The following is a 19737-nucleotide window of genomic DNA, read 5'->3' on the forward strand; positions in this document are numbered from 1 at the left end:
GACATCCGCCTGAGCCAGGCTTAGTGTTGATTTCAGGCCACTCAATCAACCGTAAGGAGAAGCTCCCCTGATGGAAACTCTATTTTCCGACCGGAATCTGTCACTGCTGTTTAACCAAACGTTCTGGTTCAATACGGTTATCGTTGTTGCCGGCACATTTATTATTTACTGGTTGCTGCGCTCACTGATTGGCTTTATCAGCTCCCGTCTTGGACGTTTTGAAAACGATCACCGCTCGCGCTTTTATAACATCGCCGTTGAGATGTTGCGCACCACCAGCCGCCTGCTGCTGTTTATCTTTTCCCTGTTGATTGCGATTAAATTTATCGATCTGCCGGTCACCTGGCAAAGCAACATTTCTCACGGCTGGTTTATCGCCCTGATGCTGCAGTTCGCGCTGTGGCTGGACTGCGGCGTACGCCTGTGGCTGAGAAATATGCTGCGCGATCCCACACATGTGCGTAACCCGGTCACCATGGTGATCCTGGGCATTATGCTGCGGATATTTATCTGGGCGATTATGATGCTGGCAATCCTGTCAAACATGGGCGTCAACATTACTGCGCTGGTCGCCAGCTTAGGGGTAGGCGGTATTGCGGTCGCGCTGGCGATTCAAACCGTGCTGAGCGATGTTTTCGCCTCGCTGGCTATCGGGCTGGATAAGCCGTTTGAAATTGGCGACTTTATTGTTTTCGGCGATATTGCCGGCTCCATTGAGCATATCGGCCTGAAGACGACCCGCATCCGCAGCCTCAGCGGTGAACAGATCGTTTGCGCTAACGCGGTGCTGCTACAGCAAACCATTCACAACTATAAGCGTATGCAGGAGCGCCGCATCCAGTTCCGCTTTGGCATCAGCTATAACACGCCAGCGGAGAAAGCGCGTAAAATTGGCAACATCGTTAAAGAGATTATTGAGGGCGTTGAACAAACCCGTTTCGACCGCGCGCACTTCTTATCGTTTGATGTTTCCCAGCTGACTTATGAAGTGATCTATTTTGTTACCGATGCCGACTACAACAAATATATGGATATTCAGCAGGAGATAAACCTGCAGCTGATGGAACGTCTGGCCGAACTGGATGTGCATTTCGCCTTCCCGATCCGTCACGTTCAGTTTACCGGCGGGACATTGCCGGAACTGAACATGGCGGAAAAGGCGTCTAACGAGGATGAGGATAACCAGAAGGCTGACCGTCAGCCTCAGATGGTGCGATAAACGGTATTCACTTTCCACAGGTAGCGCGGCGCCTGTGCAGCCGGATGTCTGGTCTGCACATGGCGTCGAAACTCGTCCGGCGACATCTCATTAATCATGGCAATAGCCCGATCGCGGTCACGCGAAAAGGTGCGCAACAGCGCGCCTGCGCCATTAGCGTAAGAGACAATCGTGGCGTAACGCAGCGTTTCCGGGTCGCGAATGCCTGCCAATGCCCGCTGCTGTAGCAGACGGATATAGGCGGTGCCGATATCAATATTTTTTGCCGGATCGCGCAACTCGCGCGTCGAAGGTTGTCCATGACGTCCCTGCGCACGATAGACTTCACGTCCGGCGGTCGAGGCTTTGATTTGCATCAGGCCAACGGCATTCGAGCGGCTTACCGCATCAGGATTGCCGCCCGATTCAACGCTGATAATCGCACTGATTAAGCGCTCGTCAACACCATAATGGCTGGCGGCGTTTTCCGTAAACATTGACCAGGTTTGCGAAACGTGTGCTGGCGCGGCTTTGGTTAAGGGCGTTTGCCGCTCCCGGGCAGTATGGTGGGTGGTTTTACTGGCACAGCCTGCCAGTAATAGTGCCGATAGCACCAGCATCCTGATTTTCACGCTTAGGGTTCCTCGAAGCCTTATTGCTGCGCCCCATCTTACTTAGCGGTTCGCTTTTAAAAATTACCACTTATCTGAATTACTGAATAAAGTGTGACAAATGATGACTTTAGTCACGCTTTTCGTCATCATCACGCAGTTGGACTGCAGGACGATAAACAACAGGAGTCCCGTTAATGAACCCGCATACGCCTCGTATTATCCATCTGATCGCGCCGTCCGGTTACTGCCATAATCAGCCTGCCGCCGCGCTGGGTATCCAGCGGCTGCAACAGGCGGGACATCAGGTAACCAATCAGACGGTAACCGGTCGCCGTTTTCAGCGCTTCGCTGGCAGCGACGCCGAACGCCTGCAGGATATCAATGCGCTGGCCCGGCTCAGCCCGCTGCCTGATATTGTTCTGGCGGTGCGCGGCGGTTATGGCGTGACGCGGTTAATGGATCAGATCGATTACGCCGGCCTGCGGCAACAGCTACAGGGCAAGCCGGTCGCGCTGTGCGGTCATAGCGATTTTACCGCGCTGCAGCTGGCGCTGCTGGCGCAGTCTGGGCTGATCACTTTCAGCGGGCCGATGCTGTGCGGCAATTTTGGCGCGCCGGAGTTGTCTGAATTTAGCTGGAACCACTTCTGGCAGGCGTTAACTTCGCCTGAGTTTACCCTGAGGTGGGCAAGCAGTACGCCGACATTGCCGACGCTGAGCGGCACGCTATGGGGTGGCAACCTGGCCATGATCATGACGCTGATCGGCACGCCGTGGATGCCGGATATTGATAACGGCATTTTGGTGATCGAAGATGTGAATGAGCATCCGTTTCGCACCGAACGCATGCTGCTACAGCTGCATCAGTGCGGTATCCTGGCGCGCCAGCGGGCAATTATTATTGGCAGCTTCACCGGCTGTAAACCTTCTGACTATGATAACGGCTTCGGCTTTGCAACCGTCTGGCAGCGCATGCGCGAGCTCACCGGCCTGCCGATCGTCGACGGGCTCGATTTTGGTCATGACCAGGCGACGGTAACGCTGCCGCTGGGGGCGCAGGGCACGCTGAGCGTGGCGCGCGGCCAGGCCAGCCTGCGCATCAGCGGTCATCCGGTATTATCTGCCCACGCAGCGTCGGAAACAGAGCGCTAAGAATCAATATGGCCGCGATCGTCAAACCGCTCCAGGGTGATCGCTTCTACTTCGCGTTTAGCGCTACGGCTACAGGGCAGCAGCTTATTGGTATTGCGATAGGCAAACCAGACCTTGCCGCTGCTCTGATTAATGATCAACCGATCGCCATTGCGAAAACGAGTAATGGCGACCTTCGCGCCATTTTCCAGCGTGTGTCGCACCTGACCCGAGGCGACCTGAAAGTGGCGCTGCGGCCACATAAGCGTGGTCAGGCCGTGCTGTGCACGTGAGATGGTCATCACTGCCCTGCCCGGACAGGTGATCTGAAATTCAGTTTCGCTCCGGGCAGATGATGTAAACAGCGTAAGCAATCCTGCCGCCAGTAATAATTTCCTCATAACGCATGCATCCTCAGCGTAATTACACAAAATATCGCCTTAATATCCATAGTCTGACATCGCCGGAAATGCGAACGGAAGAGATGATCTGGCGCAAGCCAGTGCTGAAAATGCTGACAAACACCCTGTCAGCCATTGATTTGACAACGCGCATCATGCAATTAACATCGCCATTAACGTTGATGCGGTGAACAGGAGCGATGTATGTCTGAACTTGATCGGTTGTTTCAACGCCTGGACGCGTCGACTTTTCGTCGTCGTTTTCGGCTGGGCAGTAAGGAGCGGCAATATTGCCTGGAAAAAGGTCCCGAGGTGATTGACCGCCATGCGGCGGATTTTATTGCCCAGCGTCTTGCCGCTGCCGAGCCGCGTAACGATGGCAAACAGACGCCCATGCGCGGGCACCCGGTGTTTATTGCTCAGCATGCCACTGCAACCTGCTGCCGTGGCTGTCTGGAAAAGTGGCATCGAATCGCCGCACATCAACCGCTAAGCGCCCAACAGCAGCGCTATATTGTTACGGTGATCCACGCCTGGCTGGTGAAAGAGATGAATCGCTGAATTCACCGGCGGGAATAACGCCGCATGGTGCGGCTTTCAGATCCGCTCAAAATTTGTGCCACAATTTTTTTACTCTGCGGCAATTTCCGCTGCCACCAGCATCAACGCCAGGCCAGCATCTTCTTCCTCATACTCGCGCAGGGTCTCTTTTATTCTGCCAATACAGCGCTCTACCCGCTCCTTCTGCGGCTGCGGCAGGTTATCGATAGCATGGCGAATCAGCATCAGACTGGCTTCTTCTTCTTTCATTCCGCTTTTCCCTTTCGTGATAGGGCGCACAGTTTGCCAAATTTATTGCGCCAAACCAAGTTAAGTCATTTTTTTTCACTGGTCCAGTTGAAACAGCGAGGCTGAATTCCATCATTTCTTCGGGTGAATGCTATGCTGTTGAAAGCGTAGCGCGCTGCTGCGCCGGTCCTGTTTTATTTGGCAGGAAAAGCGATAAGATAAAAAGGCAATGAATATGCTGCGAGTGATGATGTTCACGCTTCCCTTTTTGCTGGCTGCCTGCTCTTCCGGCCCGCAGGGCGTTGAGTGTCCCGGCAAAGTCGCCTCGATTTACGGTCAGGAAGGTCATGTTACCCACGGCACCGTGTTCGATCTGGTTAGTTCGTTTAGCGTGGCTACTGATGACGTCAAAGTGGAAAGCGGACCGCTTCATTCTACCGACCGCACCCGCTACATCCCGGCAGCGGTCACTAAAGAGGGTTATCTTGCCCAGCGTATTTCTGATAAACAGTTTCGCCTTATCGATCCGCAACAGGATCAGATGATTACCTGGACCTGCGGGAAGTAATCCGCCACAGCTAACGCTAAGCTCACCTGAACGGGATATCAGCATGGAACAGGATACACAGCACGACCGCTTCATTAGTTTTCCCTATCCGCATGAAAATTACAGCGACGGCAGCATTAATTATGGCGGAATCGACTTAACGCATGAGACACAGCGCATTGATGAGATTGAGGAAGCCAAACGCTCTCCTAACCTGCGACGCCTGCTGGAAGAGGTAAATTTGCAGGATGGACTGTTCATGACGCTGGGCTGTGATTATCGACGTCTGGAAAACGGGATCGGCGGCTATGTGGATTTTACCTTTCGCCCGGGTTTACCCGCCTCGTTAACGGTGGATGCCGTGAGCCTGGATGACTATTTTTGGGCGTATCTGGCGAAACAGGAGTTAGATCATCACATTAACGATGGCGCGATGGTGAACTATGCGCGTTCCGCGCTGAAGTGGAGCTGGTCTGAACTGGAGATGGGTGGCGTACACAGCAAGAAAATCACCCTCGCCTTTTGCTGTCAGCACAGCGAGGATGCCGAATGGTGTCTGGATCATCTGCGTCACTTCCTGGTGACAGAATTTCCCTCGTTGCCGCCGCGACAGACATAATCCGGATGCAATTCAGGGCTTAATCAGCCGGATCGCATGCTCCAGTACTTTCTGTTCGTCCCGGTCGCTATCCTGACGGCGCTGGCGCGTTTGCCAGAGCAAACTGGCGAGCGTTTCGCGCTCGGTATTCAGGCCGCTTTCCGATAACACGATTGCCGCATCGCCAATCACCCGGCAAACCTCGTCATAATAGTCTTCGCTTAGTGCATCACGTTTCATTACTTGCTCCTCTTTTCTGAATCTGGCCCAAAAGTAAAACTAAAGCAAAGGCCACATGCGCCGATACTTCGATAAGTATAATCATTCCCTTTTAATTTTTCGTTCCGACGCCAGGCGAACAATCATGCTTAGCCCATTACAACCATTAAATAGCAAAAGGCGTGCAGCACTGGAACTGCTGAAAAAAAATGACCGCTGCCGGGATGAAATTCTTAGTCAGTTCACGTTACTCACCAGCCAGCTGTTAGGCATTCCCGGCTGCTACGTTTCGATTCTTGATGAAGATCGCCAGTACATTAAAGCGCCACAGAGGTTTCCATTAACGGAAACCTCGCTACAACATGCGTTCTGCCGACATACCATACAGTGCGAACGGCTATTGATTTGCCCTGACACCTGGCAAGACCCGCGATTTGAGCAGCATCCGCTGACGCGTGGCGCGCCGTTTATCCGCTTTTACGCTGGCGCACCGCTGATCTCCGGTGAAGATGACATCATCGGCACGCTCTGCGTCACTGATACGCAGCCGCGCACGTTCAACGAAGAACAGCAGATAACGCTGGCAACATTAGCGCGCCTCACCGCCGCCTTTCTCGACGCCTGGTATGCCAGTGGTTATATCGATACCGTTACCGGCCTGCCCAATCGTCAGCGTTTACTGCGCGATCTGGAATTAAGCGCCGACATGCTGCCCGATCAGCAGTGGCGTCTGTTAATGATTGACTGTATCGATCCGCAGCACATTTTCGATGTGTCGCGCTCATTGGGGATTGCCGCGTCTGAGGGTCTGCTGCATGAGCTAACCCGGGTGCTGCATCAGCGGCTGAGCCTTCACGGCAAAGAGCCGATGCTCTATCTGATTAACCATGGCCGCTTTGCGCTGTTAACCCACAGCGAAGAGGGAATGGACAGCAAACTCTGCAGCGAAAAGCTGGGCGGCATTAATGCCTGTCTCGGCGATACCATTACCATTGATTTACAGGTTCGCGTTGGAGAAGTGCAGTTTTCTCCCCGAACCCTGCCGCCGCTGGAGGCGATGCGCCGTGCGCTCAGCGCGTTACATGAGGCGATCGCTCAACAAAATCTCTTCCAGCTATTCGATAGCGAAAACGATCAAAGACGGAATCAGGAGTTTCAGCGGCTAAACGATCTGGCGCGGGCGGTGCGCGGACGCTACGGCCTTTACCTGGTTTATCAACCGAAAATTTGCCTGCACACCGGCAAAACGGTGGGTCTGGAGGCGCTGCTGCGCTGGAAGCATCCCGTTGAAGGCGAGATCCCGCCCGGCCGTTTTATTCCACTGGCGGCCGGCACCAGCCTGATGGCGGAGCTGACCGACTGGGTGCTGGATAGCGCCATCAGGCAGCTGCAGCGCTGGGCGCAAAAAGGCATTCATCTGCCGGTGTCGGTTAACGTGAGCGTCTCCGATATTTGCCGTCCTGATTTTGCCGATCGCCAGGAAGAGCGGCTGCTGCGCTGCGGTTTGACGCCAGAATATTTAGGTATTGAATGCCTGGAAACGGAAGAGATCCACGCCAGCCCCAACGCGCTGCACGGTTTCGATATGCTGAAGCTGCGCGGCTTTAAGATTTCGCTGGATGACTTCGGCTCTGGCTACAGCAATATCAGTTACCTGCGGCGCATTCCGATTGATGTCATTAAGCTGGATCGCTCCTTGATTAGCCGTCTCCAGCATGATACCGCCAGCGGCATTATTGTCCGTAACGTGATAAGCATGCTGAAGGATCTGGATTATGTGGTACTGGCAGAGGGCGTCGAGGATAAAGAAACCTATGAACAGCTGCAGTTGCTGGGCTGTGATGAAGTGCAGGGTTTTTACTGCTCGGCACCCATGAAAGCCACTGCGCTGGAGAGATGGTTACAACAGTAAACCATTATTTCGCCTCATCTTTGCCGGGCGATTTCTGCCGTTTATTTCTCCTTATCTGCGCTTCTGTGCTATAGCTTTTACAACGCTATGTTCAGAGTAGCCAAGGAAAAAGGAGAGTAAATTGAAAATATTTTACTTTATTGCGCTGATCGCCTCTGCGTTCTATTTGTTTGTCAATTTGCCGAAAGAGAAAAGTAAACGTGAACCGGTGGCCTACTGGGGCTGCTGGGCGTATCTGGTTGCTTCCGCCATCTACTGGAGCATTTTCAGCCTGCGCCACCATTTTCATCTGTTCTGATATCTGCCCCTGCGCTGGCTTTCGGCGCGGGGCATGTTATTTGGGATACGCGACGCCGTTCCTTCCCTTCCAGACTGCATCACAACCGCTGTTAACAACCGGAGGTTTTGTGAGTAAGAAAGTTCAAGCTAAGGGCACCCATGTCGCCCACGAAACCCAGCTGCGCCGCTGGATCACCATCGGTAAACCCGCCGATCAGCTCTATGCGTTATGGCGCGATCCCGCCACGCTGCCGCAAATTATGGCGCACTTTGCTCAGATAACGGTGATCGATGATACCGACGCCGACTGGCAAGTTAAGGGGCCGCTGAAAAAAAGCTTTCGCTGGCGTAGCCGGATTGTCGAACAACAGCCGGGCGTGGTTATCGCCTGGGAATCGCTGGACGGTGCTGACGTGCCAAACGAAGGCATGCTGCAGTTTCGCCCTGCACCCGGCGAATGGGGCACCGAGCTGACGCTGACGCTGCGCTTTAACCCACCGGGCGGCGCGCTGGGTAAAAAAGTGACTACGCTGCTCGATCTGTTTCCCAAAGAGCAGCTCAGCAAGGCGCTGCACCGCTTTAAGAGCCTGGCCGAAACCGGAGAGATCCCCAGCCTTGACGGGCAGCCAGCGGGTCGTCATACAGAACGAAAAGATAAGGAGGCGTAATGCGAGCTTTATGCTGGAACGGCGTCAATGACTTACGGGTAGAAAGCGTGGCAGATCCCGCTTTGCTGAATCCGCATGATGCAATTATCAAAGTACGCTTAACCACCACCTGCGGTTCCGACTTGCACGTTATTGATGGCCTGATCCCGACCATGCACGAAGGCGATATTCTTGGTCATGAATTTATGGGTGAAGTGGTAGAGGTCGGCAGCGCGGTTAAAAATATCAGGCGCGGCGATCGGGTGGTGGTGCCCTCTTTTATCTCCTGCGGCTCCTGTTGGTATTGTCAGCATGAACTGCCTTCCTGCTGCGATAATACTAATCCGCACTGGGAACAAGGCGAACCGATACTGGGACACGCAACCGCCGGGATTTACGCCTACAGCCACGCCTTCGGCGGCTATGCCGGTTCTCATGCTGAATATGTGCGCGTTCCTTTCGCCGATAATGACTGCTTTGTGGTACCGGAGACGGTCAGCGACGAACAGGCGCTGTTTTTATCGGACGCCGCCCCTACCGGCTATATGGGCGCAGATTTCTGTAATATTCATCCCGGCGATACCGTGGCGGTTTGGGGCTGCGGCGGCGTGGGGCTGATGGCGATGCAGAGCGCCTGGCTTATGGGCGCGCATCAGGTGATCGCAATTGACCGTTTCCCGGAACGACTGGCGATGGCGCGCGATTATGCCGGTGCCATTACGCTGGATTACAGCAAGGCGGATATCCATGAGGCGCTGCTGGAGCTGACCGGCGGACGCGGCCCGGATAGCTGTATTGATGCTGTAGGAATGGAGGCGCGCGGTGAAGGCCTGACGCAGGTTTACGATCGCACTAAACAGCTGCTGCACTTGCAAACGGACGTAGGCGCTGCGCTGCGCCAGGCGCTCTACTCCTGCCGCAAAGGCGGTAATATTTCGATTCTGGGCGTTTACGGCGTGATGGATAAGTTTCCGCTGGGACTGATGATTAATAAAAGCCTGACGATCCGCACTGCACAGCAGCACGGCCAGCGTTATATGCATCGGCTGCTTGATCATGTGGCGAAAGGTGAACTGAACCCCGCATTTATGGCGACCCACCGCTTCTCGCTGGAAGAGGCACCTCGCGGCTATGAGATGTTTAAACACAAGGAAGATGGCTGCCTGCGGGCGGTATTTGCGCCCTGAGGAACCTGATGGAACAGAACACAAATAAGGGGACCGGATGTCCCCTTTTCTTTTTCCGCACCGCTGCGCGTTACAGGCTGTCGGTCAGCTTATCAACAACAATTTTGCCGCTGCAATCACGTTGGGTAATGCGGTAGTTAACCGGCCAGGAGCGGCGGTTACAAAATTTATCAAACAGCGTGACCCGCCCTTTCAGACGGCCATCCGGCCCTTTTATCGACCACGTGGTGATATCTTCCTGTCCACGGTTTTTCAAATGAATCTCTTCCACGCGTTCCAGCGTGTCACTTTCCTGAATCTTTAAGTGATTTCTTAACATTAATGCTAACCTCCAATGACACACTCACTATACGCCTTTTATTTATGCTAACAATCGAATATATTCATCGAAATAACCGTTTTGTTAACATGGCTATAGCGCTAAAAATTCGTGCGCGACAGGCGTTGGCGTCTGTATACAGCGGAGCTACGGCCGTAAAGAGAGTCCCGGAAATAAAAAGCCCGCCTAAAGGCGGGCTAGTATGTTATTGCGGAATACGCAGCGTTTGACCCGGATAGATCTTATCGGGGCTGCTCAGCATCGGCTTGTTGGCCTCAAAAATCTTATTGTATTCGTTGGGGTTGCCATACACCTCTTTCGAGACAGCGCTCAGAGTATCGCCTTTCTTCACGGTATAAAAACGGCTTTCCGTGGCGGGTTGTGATACTGCTACCTTGTCATCAACCCCGCTGATTCCGGCTACGTTACCGATCGCCACCAGAATTTTCTCTTTCGCTTCCTGGCTCAGACCTTCGCCGGTTACCGTTGCCTGACCATCTTTTACCGCGACCTGCACCTTATCGGCATCCGGCACCCCGGTTTTCTGTAGATGCTCTTTGAGCTTTGCATCCTGTTCCTGTGAGTTATGCGTTACCGTATCCCACAGTTTTTCTCCTGCGTCTTTCACAAAGCTTAACAGTCCCATGCATCCTCCATTTTTACGCTAAAAAATTTATCTCCCTCTAAGCGTAGCAGATGGATGCTATTCAGACCGAACGGCAACTCAGGCCTGACCGCTTTCTAAACAATAAAATCAATATGCATATTAGGGCGCGCGGCAATATCAATAATCATATCTGGCTGCATATCTCCCGACAGGTTCAGTTTTAAATGCGTCAGATGGTTAGTGACATCCCACGTCATCTGCATTTCGCCCAGCCTGCCGGTGAACTTTGAGGCGAAGCGCAGCGGATATGCGTGGCTGTCCAGCGCTGACAGGTCGATTTTGTCACTGCCGCTGGTGAAGTCACCGATTAAATCACGCAGTCCAGGCAGGGAATCTTTCGCGCTGGTGAAGATAAACCGATCGCTACCTGCGCCGCCGTAGAGCTTATCCACCCCGCCGCCGCCATATAACCGGTCTGCCCCTGCTCCGCCTTCCAGCCGGTCGATGCCGTTTTCACCATATAGCGTATCGTTGCCGCCGCCGCCGTACAGCAGATCGTTGTTTTCGCCGCCATACAGACGATCGTGGCCATTTTCACCGTACAGCCGATCGTTGCCGTTGTTGCCGTACAGCAGGTCATCCCCCTCGCCGCCAAACAGACGATCGTGGCCGTTTTCGCCGTACAGACGGTCGTTGCCGTTATTGCCGTACAGCAGATCGTCACCCTCACCGCCGTACAGCCGGTCATGACCGTTTTCTCCGTACAGCGTATCGATGCCGCTCGCGCCATACAGCAGGTCATCACCCTCGCCGCCAAACAGACGATCGTTACCGTTTTCCCCATACAGCGTATCGTTACCGGGCGCGCCATACAGCAGATCGTTGCCGTCATTACCGTACAAACGATCGAGTCCGCTATCGCCATACAGAGTATCGATATCAAGACCGCCATACAGCACATCGTTGCCGTTGCCGCCGTAGAGTCGATCGCTGCCGCTGTCGCCATACAACGTGTCGTTGCCATCGTTACCGTACAGCGTATCGTTGCCAGCGTTGCCGCGCAGGCCGTTAGCAACCGCGTTGCCAATCAGCGTATCGTGACCGGTGCCGGCAATGGCGTTTTCAATCACCACGCCGAGCGCGACAGAGACATTGCCAATCAGCCCGCCCACGTTAGAGAACGTCTCTGCATTAAGGTTAACCCGTTGATTCTGCCGGAAGCCGGAAAAGTTCAGCGTATCGTTGCCGCCTGCATCCCACACAGAAAAGATCAGCGCATCGCTGCTGCTGAGTGCGGTGTAATAGTCTCGTCCGGTATTCGAACCAAAGCCATACACGGTATTGCCCGTCAGCGTGGTCATGTTAGCGCCATACAGACGCTGGATAGCAGCGATGTCATGCAACAGCGGCGAAGCCGCATAGTGGCCGTAAAAATTAGCGCCGGTATTGGTTTCACTCCAGTAGCTCATTAAGGTGTACTGGCGCGAATCCTCTATATAAGGAGCGCTGGCGCTATAAGAGATCTCTCCGGTGCCGCTGTTATAGTCACCAGGATGACTCAGGCCAAGAGCATGACCTAATTCATGGGTCAGCGTCAGGCGTCCATATTCATAATGTTCCGGTGAGCGGTTATTGTCCATATTGTAATTGAACCACATCGTACCCGCCGCCCGGCTGCCGCCTGGCAGATAAGCATACGCCTGATCGTCCGCCTGCTGACCATTGGCATACTGCGTATAGTTGGCAAAGGTTAACCGGGCGCCGCTGCTCACCTGCGTAAATTTTATGTTCGCCACATCGGCCCAGGACTGCAGCGATTTCAGCGCCGCCGCTTGCTGTTCGCTGTTAAAGGTAACAATGCCTTTATCACCGTATGGCGTGCTCGTCAGGTTATCGGGAAAAGCGAAACTGATTTCCAACGGCTTGTTATAGACCTGATAACCATTCCAGCTCAGCCCGCTGCGAGTGAGCTGAACCGCAGCCTGGCTGGAGCTGTAATGGACAGTGGGCGCACTGGAATAGTAACTGCTGCTGGTTGCGCTGGTCGCGGCCTGCAGATCGGGTTCAAACCAGGAAGTACGCATGCTCTTTGTGGACAAGGGCTTTTCTCCGGAAAAATAGGTTCCGAGAAGCCAGCATTACCCGCTCATCCTGACAGGGAATAACGAATCATTTCGAATTTACTGCAGGTTCTGGATTAAAACGACCTTAACGTCGTCTTTAGCTATATCGGCAAAACAGGCGCAACATTAGAGACTTTTTTGCCTGTGCGGCGCTCATTGTGGACGCATTATTATAACCGGATTTCATTGTGCCCCTCAGGGAAATAGCACAGGCGAGATAAGAGTTATTTTTATCGCCAGGATTATTAAAGCGGCATCAAATATTTTCGCTGCGCTGAATACCAAAACAGGCCGGACAGCGTTATACGGCCCGGCCTGCGGTTAGCGAATGTTGCTGCATAAACGGAAGGTTAATCGTCAGGCAGAAACCTTGCTGATCTCAATAATTTCATCAAGACGCGTTTTCATCTCTTCAAGATTCTGTCGCAGGTTATTGTCCGCTTCTGTCGCGTTTTTTCCTTTACCAATAAGCGTAAAGCGGTAGCCCGGCTGTTCGCAGCTGGCACGATACTCATAATCGCCGTTAGCCATCTGATGTTTTTCAATATTCACGTCCATTCTTGCCTCCTGTCTCTTTTTTTTAAATATAGCAAAGCCTGGCAGCAAAGGCCTTTTCGCCTGTGTCGCAGGAAAAACGCAGCAAAGTGTCAGGAAAGTGAAAATCAGCGGCTCGCCTGGTTTAAGGCTCATTTTTTTATCTTAGAATCGCGCGCACTTGCTGGAGGTAATCATGAAAAAAATGTTTATGTTATTAACGGCGGTCGTGCTGACCGCATCATTAAGCGGCTGTGTCTGGTGGGGGCCCGGCTGGGGTGGCCCGGGCGGCGGTCATGGCGGTGGCGGCGGATTCCATCAAGGCGGTCCTGGCCGTTAATTCGCCCTTCCCTGACTTACCGAAGGGCCGACAAGAGACATTGAGCTTTCGACCCTGTGCAAGACCCGCCGCTGGTGGGTCTTTTTTATGCCGCATCGCCTGCCTCGCTGTTTTCTTCAAATTATTTGAAAAACAAAAACAATTATCTTTGCTTTCGGTTCTTGCCGTCAGCGGCCACACTTAAATTCCTTTTTAGTGATTGCAGGATTGTCGTTATGTTGAGCATGAAAAAAATTGCCACGCCGCTGGCGTTAAGCCTGGGCCTTTGGGCGCAGTTCAGCCATGCTGAGGCGCAGACCTATCAGCTGAATCCGGAACATACCTCCGTGGTAATGAGCTGGTCGCATTTTGGTTTTTCTCATCCGACCGCTGATATTTCCGGCACCAGCGGCACGCTGGTTTTCGACAGCGCAAATCCGGAAAAATCAAAAGTCGACGTGACGCTGCCCCTGACCAATATTGATACCCATGTAGAGGCGCTGACCACCGAATTCAAAGGCGATCAATATTTTAATACCGGTACTTATCCCACGGCGACTTTCCGCAGCACGCGCGTTATCAACAAAGGCAACAACCGCTATGAGGTGCAGGGCGATCTGACGCTTAAAGGCGTTACCCGTCCGGTCACGCTACACGCCACGCTGAACAAGCAGGGAGAACACCCCATGCTGAAAAAGCAGGCGATTGGCTTTGATGCCACGGCAACGGTAAAACGTTCCGATTTCAATCTGAAGCAGTATATTCCCGCCGTTAGCGATGACGTTACGCTGACTATCTCTACCGAAGCCTACGCGGCCAAATAAGCCTTTCAGCCCTGCTCTGTCAGGGCTGATGATTTTTCTCTTCCCGGACCGCCCTCTGCTGCCTTTACCCGCAAGAAAAAACGCGCGCGCTTCACGCTGCTGGCGTACCATTCTGGTAACCAGATGCTTATCAGAGAGGTAACCGTGAATTCAGCGTCATTTATCCTGCGTCTTTCCGCTTCCGTCAGCGCAGATATGCTGGAGGATCTGCGGGCCGTGATCCCCGCCGAGGTCACGCATGTGTTTATTAACGCACTGGATGAAGAGAGCCATACCACCTTTGAATGCCTGCAAAGCGACGAAAGCTGCTCGCTGGCCGCTTCTGCCATTGCGCTGTGGCGTCAGCTGGGTCATATCCATCACCTGACCTGGCGGCACGGCTGGGATACACAGGAGGTTTCAGACGCCAGCCAGCAGCAGCTGTTTCAGATGTTAAAAACCCCTGGCGCGATCTTACAGATTACCTGAAGCAGCCTTTGTAGGGTTTAGAGGCTAACATGATTACCGCATGCTGTTACGCCGCTATTAACCGTCTGATTAAACAAGCGAAATGATAAAAAAACTTTACTTTAGAGTTTCGTACTTTCTGACATGGATCAATAATTCCGCCAGAAAAAGGGATAAAAAATAACCTTAAGCTAAATTTTATTAATCATTATCCAAAGCAGGCTTAAGGAGACTGTATGGCACGCCAACACTTTACCGCCCCGGAGTTTGCCCGGTATGCGGGTATCAAAGAGACCGAACTGATTCGCGCTATCTGTAATCGCGGCACCATTGACGGCGTATCGCTGCCTGAGTCGCTGAATCATGCGCCACTTTCCGTTCGCGTCTGGCTGCGTAAAGATGTAATGCTGTTTACGCATACGTTAAACCGCGCCAGAGCAGGACGCAAATACACCACACAGAACCGGAAACGCACCAGCCAGACCAGCTGATGCGAGAGGTTAACCGCAGGCCCGTAGCCTCTGTATTGCGCCGGGCCCGCTCTGTTCACAGCGCAACACGCCGTGACCAGCTACTTAGCCTGGATAGATACCACGATCTTTACGCGCCATCAGGATACGTTCGCAGGCGACGATATAGGCAGCGGTACGCAGCGTACATTCTTTTTCTATCGCTTTATCCCAGACATGCACCATCGCTTCGGTCATGATCTTGTCCATACGCGCATTGATCTCTTCTTCGCTCCAGAAGAAGCTCGCCATATCCTGCACCCATTCAAAATAGCTGACCGTTACCCCGCCTGCGTTACAGATAACATCCGGCACCACGGTAATGCCGCGCGCCTTAAGAATATCATCCGCATCAGGATAGGTTGGGCCGTTCGCCCCTTCCAGCACCAGTTTGCAGCTAAGCTTCTCTGCGCGTTCGCGCGTGATCTGCCCTTCCAGCGCCGCCGGGATCAGAATATCCATTTTCGTGGTCCAGAAATCTTCGCTACTGATTTTCTGGGCGCCAGGGAAACCGGCGATCTGTTTGTGGCTGAGCTGCCACTCGCTGAGCGCGTGCAGATCAATTCCGTCCGCATTAAACAGCGTAGCGGTATGATCCTGGATCACCACCACGCGCGCCCCCGCTTCCGCAAACAGACGAGCCGCTTCGCTGCCGACGTTACCAAAGCCCTGCACGGCGATTTTTGCGCCTTCGATTTCAATACCGGCGCGCCCTGCTACTTCACGACCGGTAACAAATACGCCGCGTCCGGTCGCTTTTTCACGACCCAGCGAGCCGCCGAGGTGAATCGGTTTGCCGGTCACCACGCCGGTGATGGTGGTGCCGTGATTCATGGAATAGGTATCCATCATCCATGCCATCACTTTACCGTTGGTGCCCACATCCGGCGCCGGAATGTCGCGCTGCGGCCCAATAATCAGACCGATTTCACTGGTATAGCGGCGAGTCAGACGTTCCAGTTCTCCCTCAGACAGCGAGAACGGATCGACGCGAATGCCGCCTTTCGCCCCGCCGTAAGGCAGGTTTACCGCGGCGCATTTGATGGTCATCCAGGCGGAGAGGGCCATGACTTCATTCAGATCCACGTCAGGATGGTAGCGAATACCGCCCTTACCCGGACCCCGGGAAAGATTGTGCTGAACACGAAAGCCTTCAAAATGGCGGATGGTTCCGTCATCCATCTGTAGGGGAATATCAACGATCAGGGCACGTTTCGGATGGCGCAGCGTATCGATCCAGCGCGACAAATCACCCAGATAAGGGGCAACGCGATCGATTTGCTGAAGGTAGGTGTTCCAGGCCGATGTACCGCTTTCTGACGCGTAAGATAGCTTTTCCATAACAAACCTTTTTGAACAAAGTTATTTATATTGTTTAACCGTGGAAATGACCTGCATATCACTATGCGTTGATGAATTTACCATTAATTATCGTCGATGGATTTTTCAGTCCGATGGAAAAAATTGTTTTTGCGTAAAGCAATCGCAACAGAGATGAATAATTAGTTACTTTTATTGGTTGCCATAAGGAGGCGGACTTTATGCAGTTATTATGCACTATTTATGCATAAAAAAGATTTTTCCTGACTTTTCAGAAAGTTGAAAGGGATCAAAAAGTTAAATTTTCGTTATTTTACAGAGTTGACAATGTAAAATTCGCCAGCCAGCATTAACCCGCCAGCTACTGTTGTACCGGCTGATTCTTGTGCGAATCAGAAATCGCTATCGTTTTCAAAATGTTGAAAATGAGGCTGCCTGTAGTCCGCTGAATATCGTTCATTATCCAGACAAGCCTGCCCTGTTCCTGGCGCGCTGAGCGCCTGATCCCTGCGTCGTTACGGGGAGGGGGTGCGTTTGTCTGCAATCGGAGTTTACTTCATGGTCAGCCGTTATAAGAGGAGAAGCCATGACCGCAAAACAACCACCGCGATCGAGACCATCGGGAAATGAACAGAGTGCGCCGCAGACCTTACAACGCGGCCTGAGCGAACGACATATCCAGCTGATCTCTCTCGGCGGCGCGATCGGCACCGGCCTGTTTATGGGCGCAGGTAAAACCATTGCCGTTTCCGGCACCTCTATTCTGATCACCTATATCGTGGTCGGCTTTTTTATGTATATGGTGATGCGGGCCATGGGCGAAGTGCTGCTTACCCGGCTGGATTACCGTTCATTTGCAGATTTTGTCTCAGATTATCTGGGGCCGAAAGCAAGCTTCTTTCTCGGCTGGTCATACTGGCTAAGCTGGGTGGTGACCTGCATCGCCGATGTGGTGGTGTGCGGCGGCTATGTACAGTACTGGTGGCCGACGCTGTCGCCCTGGATCCCGGCGCTGTTTGCGCTGGCACTGCTGTTGGCGTTTAACCTGCTGTCGGTCAAAATGTTTGGTGAAGCGGAGTTCTGGTTCGCCATCATCAAGGTTATCGCTATTATCGCGCTGATCCTTACCGGCCTGTGGATGATCGCCACCGGCTGGACATCGCCGGACGGCGTGCAAGCCTCGCCAGGTAATCTGACCGATCCGGCGGTGTTTATGCCGCACGGCGTGGTCGGCTTCTTTGCTGGCTTTCAGATCGCTATTTTTTCCTATACCGGCATTGAGCTGCTCGGCACCATGACGGCGGAAACCAAAACGCCGGAAAAGATCCTGCCACGCGCCATCCGGGCCATTCCGCTACGCATTATTATTTTTTATGTGCTGTCGATGGTGGTGATTATTGCCGTCACCTCCTGGCAGCACGTTTCGCCAGATACCAGCCCGTTTGTCACGCTGTTTGATAAAGCGGGCCTGCCCGCCGCCGCCGCGCTGATTAACTTTGTTGCGCTCACTTCCGCCATGTCCTCTGCCAACAGTGGCGTCTATTCCAGTACCCGCATGCTGTATGGCTTGTCGGTGGAAAAACATGCGCATCGCCAGTTCCGCATCCTGTCGCGCGTCACGGCGATACCGGTGCGCAGCCTGCTGTTCTCCTGCTTCTGTATGCTGAGCGGCACGCTGCTGCTGTTTCTGACGCCCAACGTCATGACGCTGTTCACCATTGTTTCCACGCTGGCGGCAATTCTGGTGATCTACAGCTGGGGAATGATTCTGGTGGCCTATCTGGTTTACCGTCGGCGTCAGCCGGAGTTACATGAGCAGTCAACGTTTAAAATGCCGGGCGGCCGGGCGATGTGCTGGTTGACGCTGCTGTTTTTCCTGTTTTCGCTGGTGATTATGGTTTTCGATGCCGATACACGCGCGGCGCTGTGCGCCATGCCTGTCTGGTTTATCCTGCTGGCCATTTTCTGGCGGCTGACGCTGCGCCGCCGTCAGGCGCGGGCGCGCCAGTCCTGGCAAACCAGCATTGGATCCTGATCGTAAAAAAGGCGGCGAGATTATCTCGCCGCCTGACTTAGCTTTTTGCGCGCTGGCAGATTAAAAATCTGCTTTCAGCACCACGCGATAATTCGCCTTACCGGCTCGCACGTGATCCAGCGCTTCATTGATTTTCGACATCGGGAAAAACTCCACTTTCGGCGCGATATCGGTGCGCGACGCCAGCTTCAGCAGCGTACGCAGCTGGCCCGGCGAACCGGTGGAAGAACCGGTTACCGCCCGGTCACCCAGAATCAGGCTGAACGCCGGTACGTCGAAAGGTTTCATCACCGCGCCCACGGTATGGAATTTACCGCGCGGCGCCAGCGCTGCAAAGTACGGCTGCCAGTCAAGATCCACCGCCACGGTGCTGAGGATCAGATCAAACTGACCGGCCAGTTTTTTCAGCGCTTCCGGATCGCGGCTGTTGACCACATGATCCGCGCCCATATCAAGAATCGACTGCTTTTTCTCCGGCGTTGAGCTGAATGCGGTCACTTCCGCGCCCATTGCATGCAGAATTTTAATCGCAATATGGCCCAGGCCGCCGATGCCGATTACCCCGACGCGGCTGGTGGCAGTGATGTTATGCATCAGCAGCGGTTTGAAAACCGTGATGCCGCCGCACAACAGCGGACCGGCTGATGCAGGATCCAGTTTCTCCGGCAGCGGAATCACCCATTGCCAGTTAGCGCGCAGCTTCTCGGCAAAGCCGCCTTTGTTAGCGATAGTCGGCACGCTGCCGTTCAGGCAGTTGACCTGATCGCCGGTGATGCAGGCGTCGCAGTGTTCACAGCTTTTCGCCGTCCAGCCAATGCCCACGCGCTGACCAATGGAAAGGCCTTTATTTTTAGCCGCCTCGCCCAGTGCGGAAACGCGCCCAATCACTTCATGACCGGCAATCACGGGATATTGAGAAATACCCCACTCGTTATCGATCATCGACAAATCAGAATGACAAACGCCGCAGTATTCCACTTCGACTTCAACATCTTCGGCGCTCAGCGATGCTGCTTCATATTCATAGAGTTCTAAAGCCTGACCGGCTTCCATCGCTGCATAGCTCTTGATTTTCACTAATTCACCTCAGATTGCGTTAGAGATCCAACTGAGAGTGTAGCAAAACGCAGTAGCAGCAGACTTTCCACTTTATGCCACGGTTATTTTTCAGTCAGTTAG

Annotated in this window: 24 protein-coding genes; 14 read left to right on the top strand and 10 right to left on the bottom strand. The window is 53.4% G+C overall.

Annotated elements, in window-relative coordinates; genetic code table 11:
* The first annotated feature begins 70 nt into the window (after window positions 1-70).
* Entirely contained in the window at window positions 71-1219 is a 1149-nt protein-coding gene (locus B1H58_RS18695; protein ID WP_085071940.1) for a mechanosensitive ion channel family protein, read from the top strand.
* Here the strand turns inward: B1H58_RS18695 and emtA are convergent.
* Window positions 1204-1818: a membrane-bound lytic murein transglycosylase EmtA gene (gene emtA, locus B1H58_RS18700; protein WP_085071941.1), complete on the bottom strand. Its 615-nt coding sequence runs from the start codon at window positions 1816-1818 to the stop codon at window positions 1204-1206. The genes B1H58_RS18695 and emtA overlap by 16 nt on opposite strands.
* A 188-nt stretch (window positions 1819-2006) precedes the next feature.
* Between emtA and ldcA the strand changes: the two genes are divergently transcribed.
* A complete protein-coding gene (ldcA, locus tag B1H58_RS18705; RefSeq protein WP_085071942.1) occupies window positions 2007-2963 on the top strand; it encodes a muramoyltetrapeptide carboxypeptidase in 957 nt (318 codons plus the stop codon).
* On the opposite strand, the gene B1H58_RS18710 is transcribed toward ldcA, so the two are convergent.
* A complete protein-coding gene (locus tag B1H58_RS18710; RefSeq protein ID WP_085071943.1) occupies window positions 2960-3343 on the bottom strand; it encodes a hypothetical protein in 384 nt (127 codons plus the stop codon). The genes ldcA and B1H58_RS18710 overlap by 4 nt on opposite strands.
* A 204-nt stretch (window positions 3344-3547) precedes the next feature.
* Between B1H58_RS18710 and B1H58_RS18715 the strand changes: the two genes are divergently transcribed.
* On the top strand, window positions 3548-3904 hold the full coding sequence (locus B1H58_RS18715) for a DUF4186 domain-containing protein (RefSeq protein WP_085071944.1): 357 nt from the start codon (window positions 3548-3550) through the stop codon (window positions 3902-3904).
* Window positions 3905-3973: 69 nt separating this feature from the next.
* Here B1H58_RS18715 and B1H58_RS18720 read toward each other — a convergent pair whose 3' ends face one another.
* Entirely contained in the window at window positions 3974-4153 is a 180-nt protein-coding gene (locus B1H58_RS18720; protein ID WP_085071945.1) for a hypothetical protein, read from the bottom strand.
* A gap of 214 nt (window positions 4154-4367) precedes the next feature.
* Between B1H58_RS18720 and B1H58_RS18725 the strand changes: the two genes are divergently transcribed.
* Together B1H58_RS18725 and B1H58_RS18730 are read left to right on the top strand one after the other, a co-directional pair.
* Window positions 4368-4700, top strand: coding sequence for a hypothetical protein (locus B1H58_RS18725; protein WP_085072371.1), 333 nt, complete (start codon window positions 4368-4370; stop codon window positions 4698-4700).
* Between the two features lie 43 nt (window positions 4701-4743).
* On the top strand, window positions 4744-5298 hold the full coding sequence (locus B1H58_RS18730) for a hypothetical protein (protein ID WP_085071946.1): 555 nt from the start codon (window positions 4744-4746) through the stop codon (window positions 5296-5298).
* A 12-nt stretch (window positions 5299-5310) separates the two neighbouring features.
* On the opposite strand, the gene B1H58_RS18735 is transcribed toward B1H58_RS18730, so the two are convergent.
* Window positions 5311-5517: a DUF2767 family protein gene (locus B1H58_RS18735; protein ID WP_085071947.1), complete on the bottom strand. Its 207-nt coding sequence runs from the start codon at window positions 5515-5517 to the stop codon at window positions 5311-5313.
* Between the two features lie 124 nt (window positions 5518-5641).
* Between B1H58_RS18735 and B1H58_RS18740 the strand changes: the two genes are divergently transcribed.
* The 4 genes from B1H58_RS18740 to B1H58_RS18750 all read left to right on the top strand — a co-directional run bounded on the left by B1H58_RS18740 (window position 5642) and on the right by B1H58_RS18750 (window position 9521).
* A complete protein-coding gene (locus tag B1H58_RS18740; RefSeq protein ID WP_085071948.1) occupies window positions 5642-7408 on the top strand; it encodes a sensor domain-containing phosphodiesterase in 1767 nt (588 codons plus the stop codon).
* A gap of 121 nt (window positions 7409-7529) precedes the next feature.
* Window positions 7530-7706 (top strand): hypothetical protein, encoded by a 177-nt coding sequence (locus tag B1H58_RS20855; protein WP_167373299.1) that lies wholly within the window; start codon window positions 7530-7532, stop codon window positions 7704-7706.
* A gap of 109 nt (window positions 7707-7815) precedes the next feature.
* Entirely contained in the window at window positions 7816-8355 is a 540-nt protein-coding gene (locus B1H58_RS18745; protein ID WP_085071949.1) for an SRPBCC family protein, read from the top strand.
* Window positions 8355-9521, top strand: coding sequence for a zinc-dependent alcohol dehydrogenase (locus B1H58_RS18750; RefSeq protein ID WP_085071950.1), 1167 nt, complete (start codon window positions 8355-8357; stop codon window positions 9519-9521). Before B1H58_RS18745 ends, B1H58_RS18750 begins: the two co-directional genes overlap by 1 nt.
* 70 nt (window positions 9522-9591) lie before the next feature.
* Here B1H58_RS18750 and B1H58_RS18755 read toward each other — a convergent pair whose 3' ends face one another.
* The 4 genes from B1H58_RS18755 to B1H58_RS18770 form a co-directional block, all read right to left on the bottom strand.
* Entirely contained in the window at window positions 9592-9840 is a 249-nt protein-coding gene (locus B1H58_RS18755) for a hypothetical protein (protein WP_085071951.1), read from the bottom strand.
* 205 nt (window positions 9841-10045) lie between these two features.
* Entirely contained in the window at window positions 10046-10486 is a 441-nt protein-coding gene (gene lysM, locus B1H58_RS18760; RefSeq protein WP_085071952.1) for a peptidoglycan-binding protein LysM, read from the bottom strand.
* Window positions 10487-10581: 95 nt separating this feature from the next.
* Window positions 10582-12546 (bottom strand): M10 family metallopeptidase C-terminal domain-containing protein, encoded by a 1965-nt coding sequence (locus B1H58_RS18765; protein ID WP_157130212.1) that lies wholly within the window; start codon window positions 12544-12546, stop codon window positions 10582-10584.
* A 381-nt stretch (window positions 12547-12927) separates the two neighbouring features.
* Complete coding sequence (locus tag B1H58_RS18770; protein WP_085071954.1) at window positions 12928-13128, bottom strand: hypothetical protein; 201 nt, start codon at window positions 13126-13128, stop codon at window positions 12928-12930.
* Between the two features lie 172 nt (window positions 13129-13300).
* Here B1H58_RS18770 and B1H58_RS20860 point away from each other — a divergent pair, with 172 nt between their 5' ends.
* From B1H58_RS20860 to B1H58_RS18785, 4 genes are all read left to right on the top strand, one after another.
* Window positions 13301-13444: a hypothetical protein gene (locus B1H58_RS20860; protein WP_167373300.1), complete on the top strand. Its 144-nt coding sequence runs from the start codon at window positions 13301-13303 to the stop codon at window positions 13442-13444.
* A 215-nt stretch (window positions 13445-13659) separates the two neighbouring features.
* On the top strand, window positions 13660-14247 hold the full coding sequence (locus B1H58_RS18775; RefSeq protein ID WP_085071955.1) for a YceI family protein: 588 nt from the start codon (window positions 13660-13662) through the stop codon (window positions 14245-14247).
* 123 nt (window positions 14248-14370) lie between these two features.
* Complete coding sequence (locus B1H58_RS18780; RefSeq protein ID WP_335671919.1) at window positions 14371-14715, top strand: hypothetical protein; 345 nt, start codon at window positions 14371-14373, stop codon at window positions 14713-14715.
* A 215-nt stretch (window positions 14716-14930) separates the two neighbouring features.
* A complete protein-coding gene (locus B1H58_RS18785; RefSeq protein WP_085071956.1) occupies window positions 14931-15185 on the top strand; it encodes a hypothetical protein in 255 nt (84 codons plus the stop codon).
* Window positions 15186-15269: 84 nt separating this feature from the next.
* On the opposite strand, the gene B1H58_RS18790 is transcribed toward B1H58_RS18785, so the two are convergent.
* Complete coding sequence (locus B1H58_RS18790; protein WP_085071957.1) at window positions 15270-16544, bottom strand: Glu/Leu/Phe/Val family dehydrogenase; 1275 nt, start codon at window positions 16542-16544, stop codon at window positions 15270-15272.
* Between the two features lie 565 nt (window positions 16545-17109).
* On the opposite strand from B1H58_RS18790, the gene B1H58_RS18795 reads away from it, so the two are divergent.
* Window positions 17110-18558, top strand: a complete 1449-nt coding sequence (locus B1H58_RS18795) for an amino acid permease (RefSeq protein WP_085071958.1) — start codon at window positions 17110-17112, stop codon at window positions 18556-18558.
* A gap of 60 nt (window positions 18559-18618) precedes the next feature.
* Here B1H58_RS18795 and ahr read toward each other — a convergent pair whose 3' ends face one another.
* On the bottom strand, window positions 18619-19635 hold the full coding sequence (gene ahr, locus B1H58_RS18800; protein WP_085071959.1) for an NADPH-dependent aldehyde reductase Ahr: 1017 nt from the start codon (window positions 19633-19635) through the stop codon (window positions 18619-18621).
* Window positions 19636-19737: the final 102 nt, after the last annotated feature.

Origin of the sequence: Pantoea alhagi, assembly GCF_002101395.1 — a bacterium.
In the GTDB taxonomy this organism is placed as follows: Bacteria; Pseudomonadota; Gammaproteobacteria; order Enterobacterales; family Enterobacteriaceae; genus Mixta; species Mixta alhagi.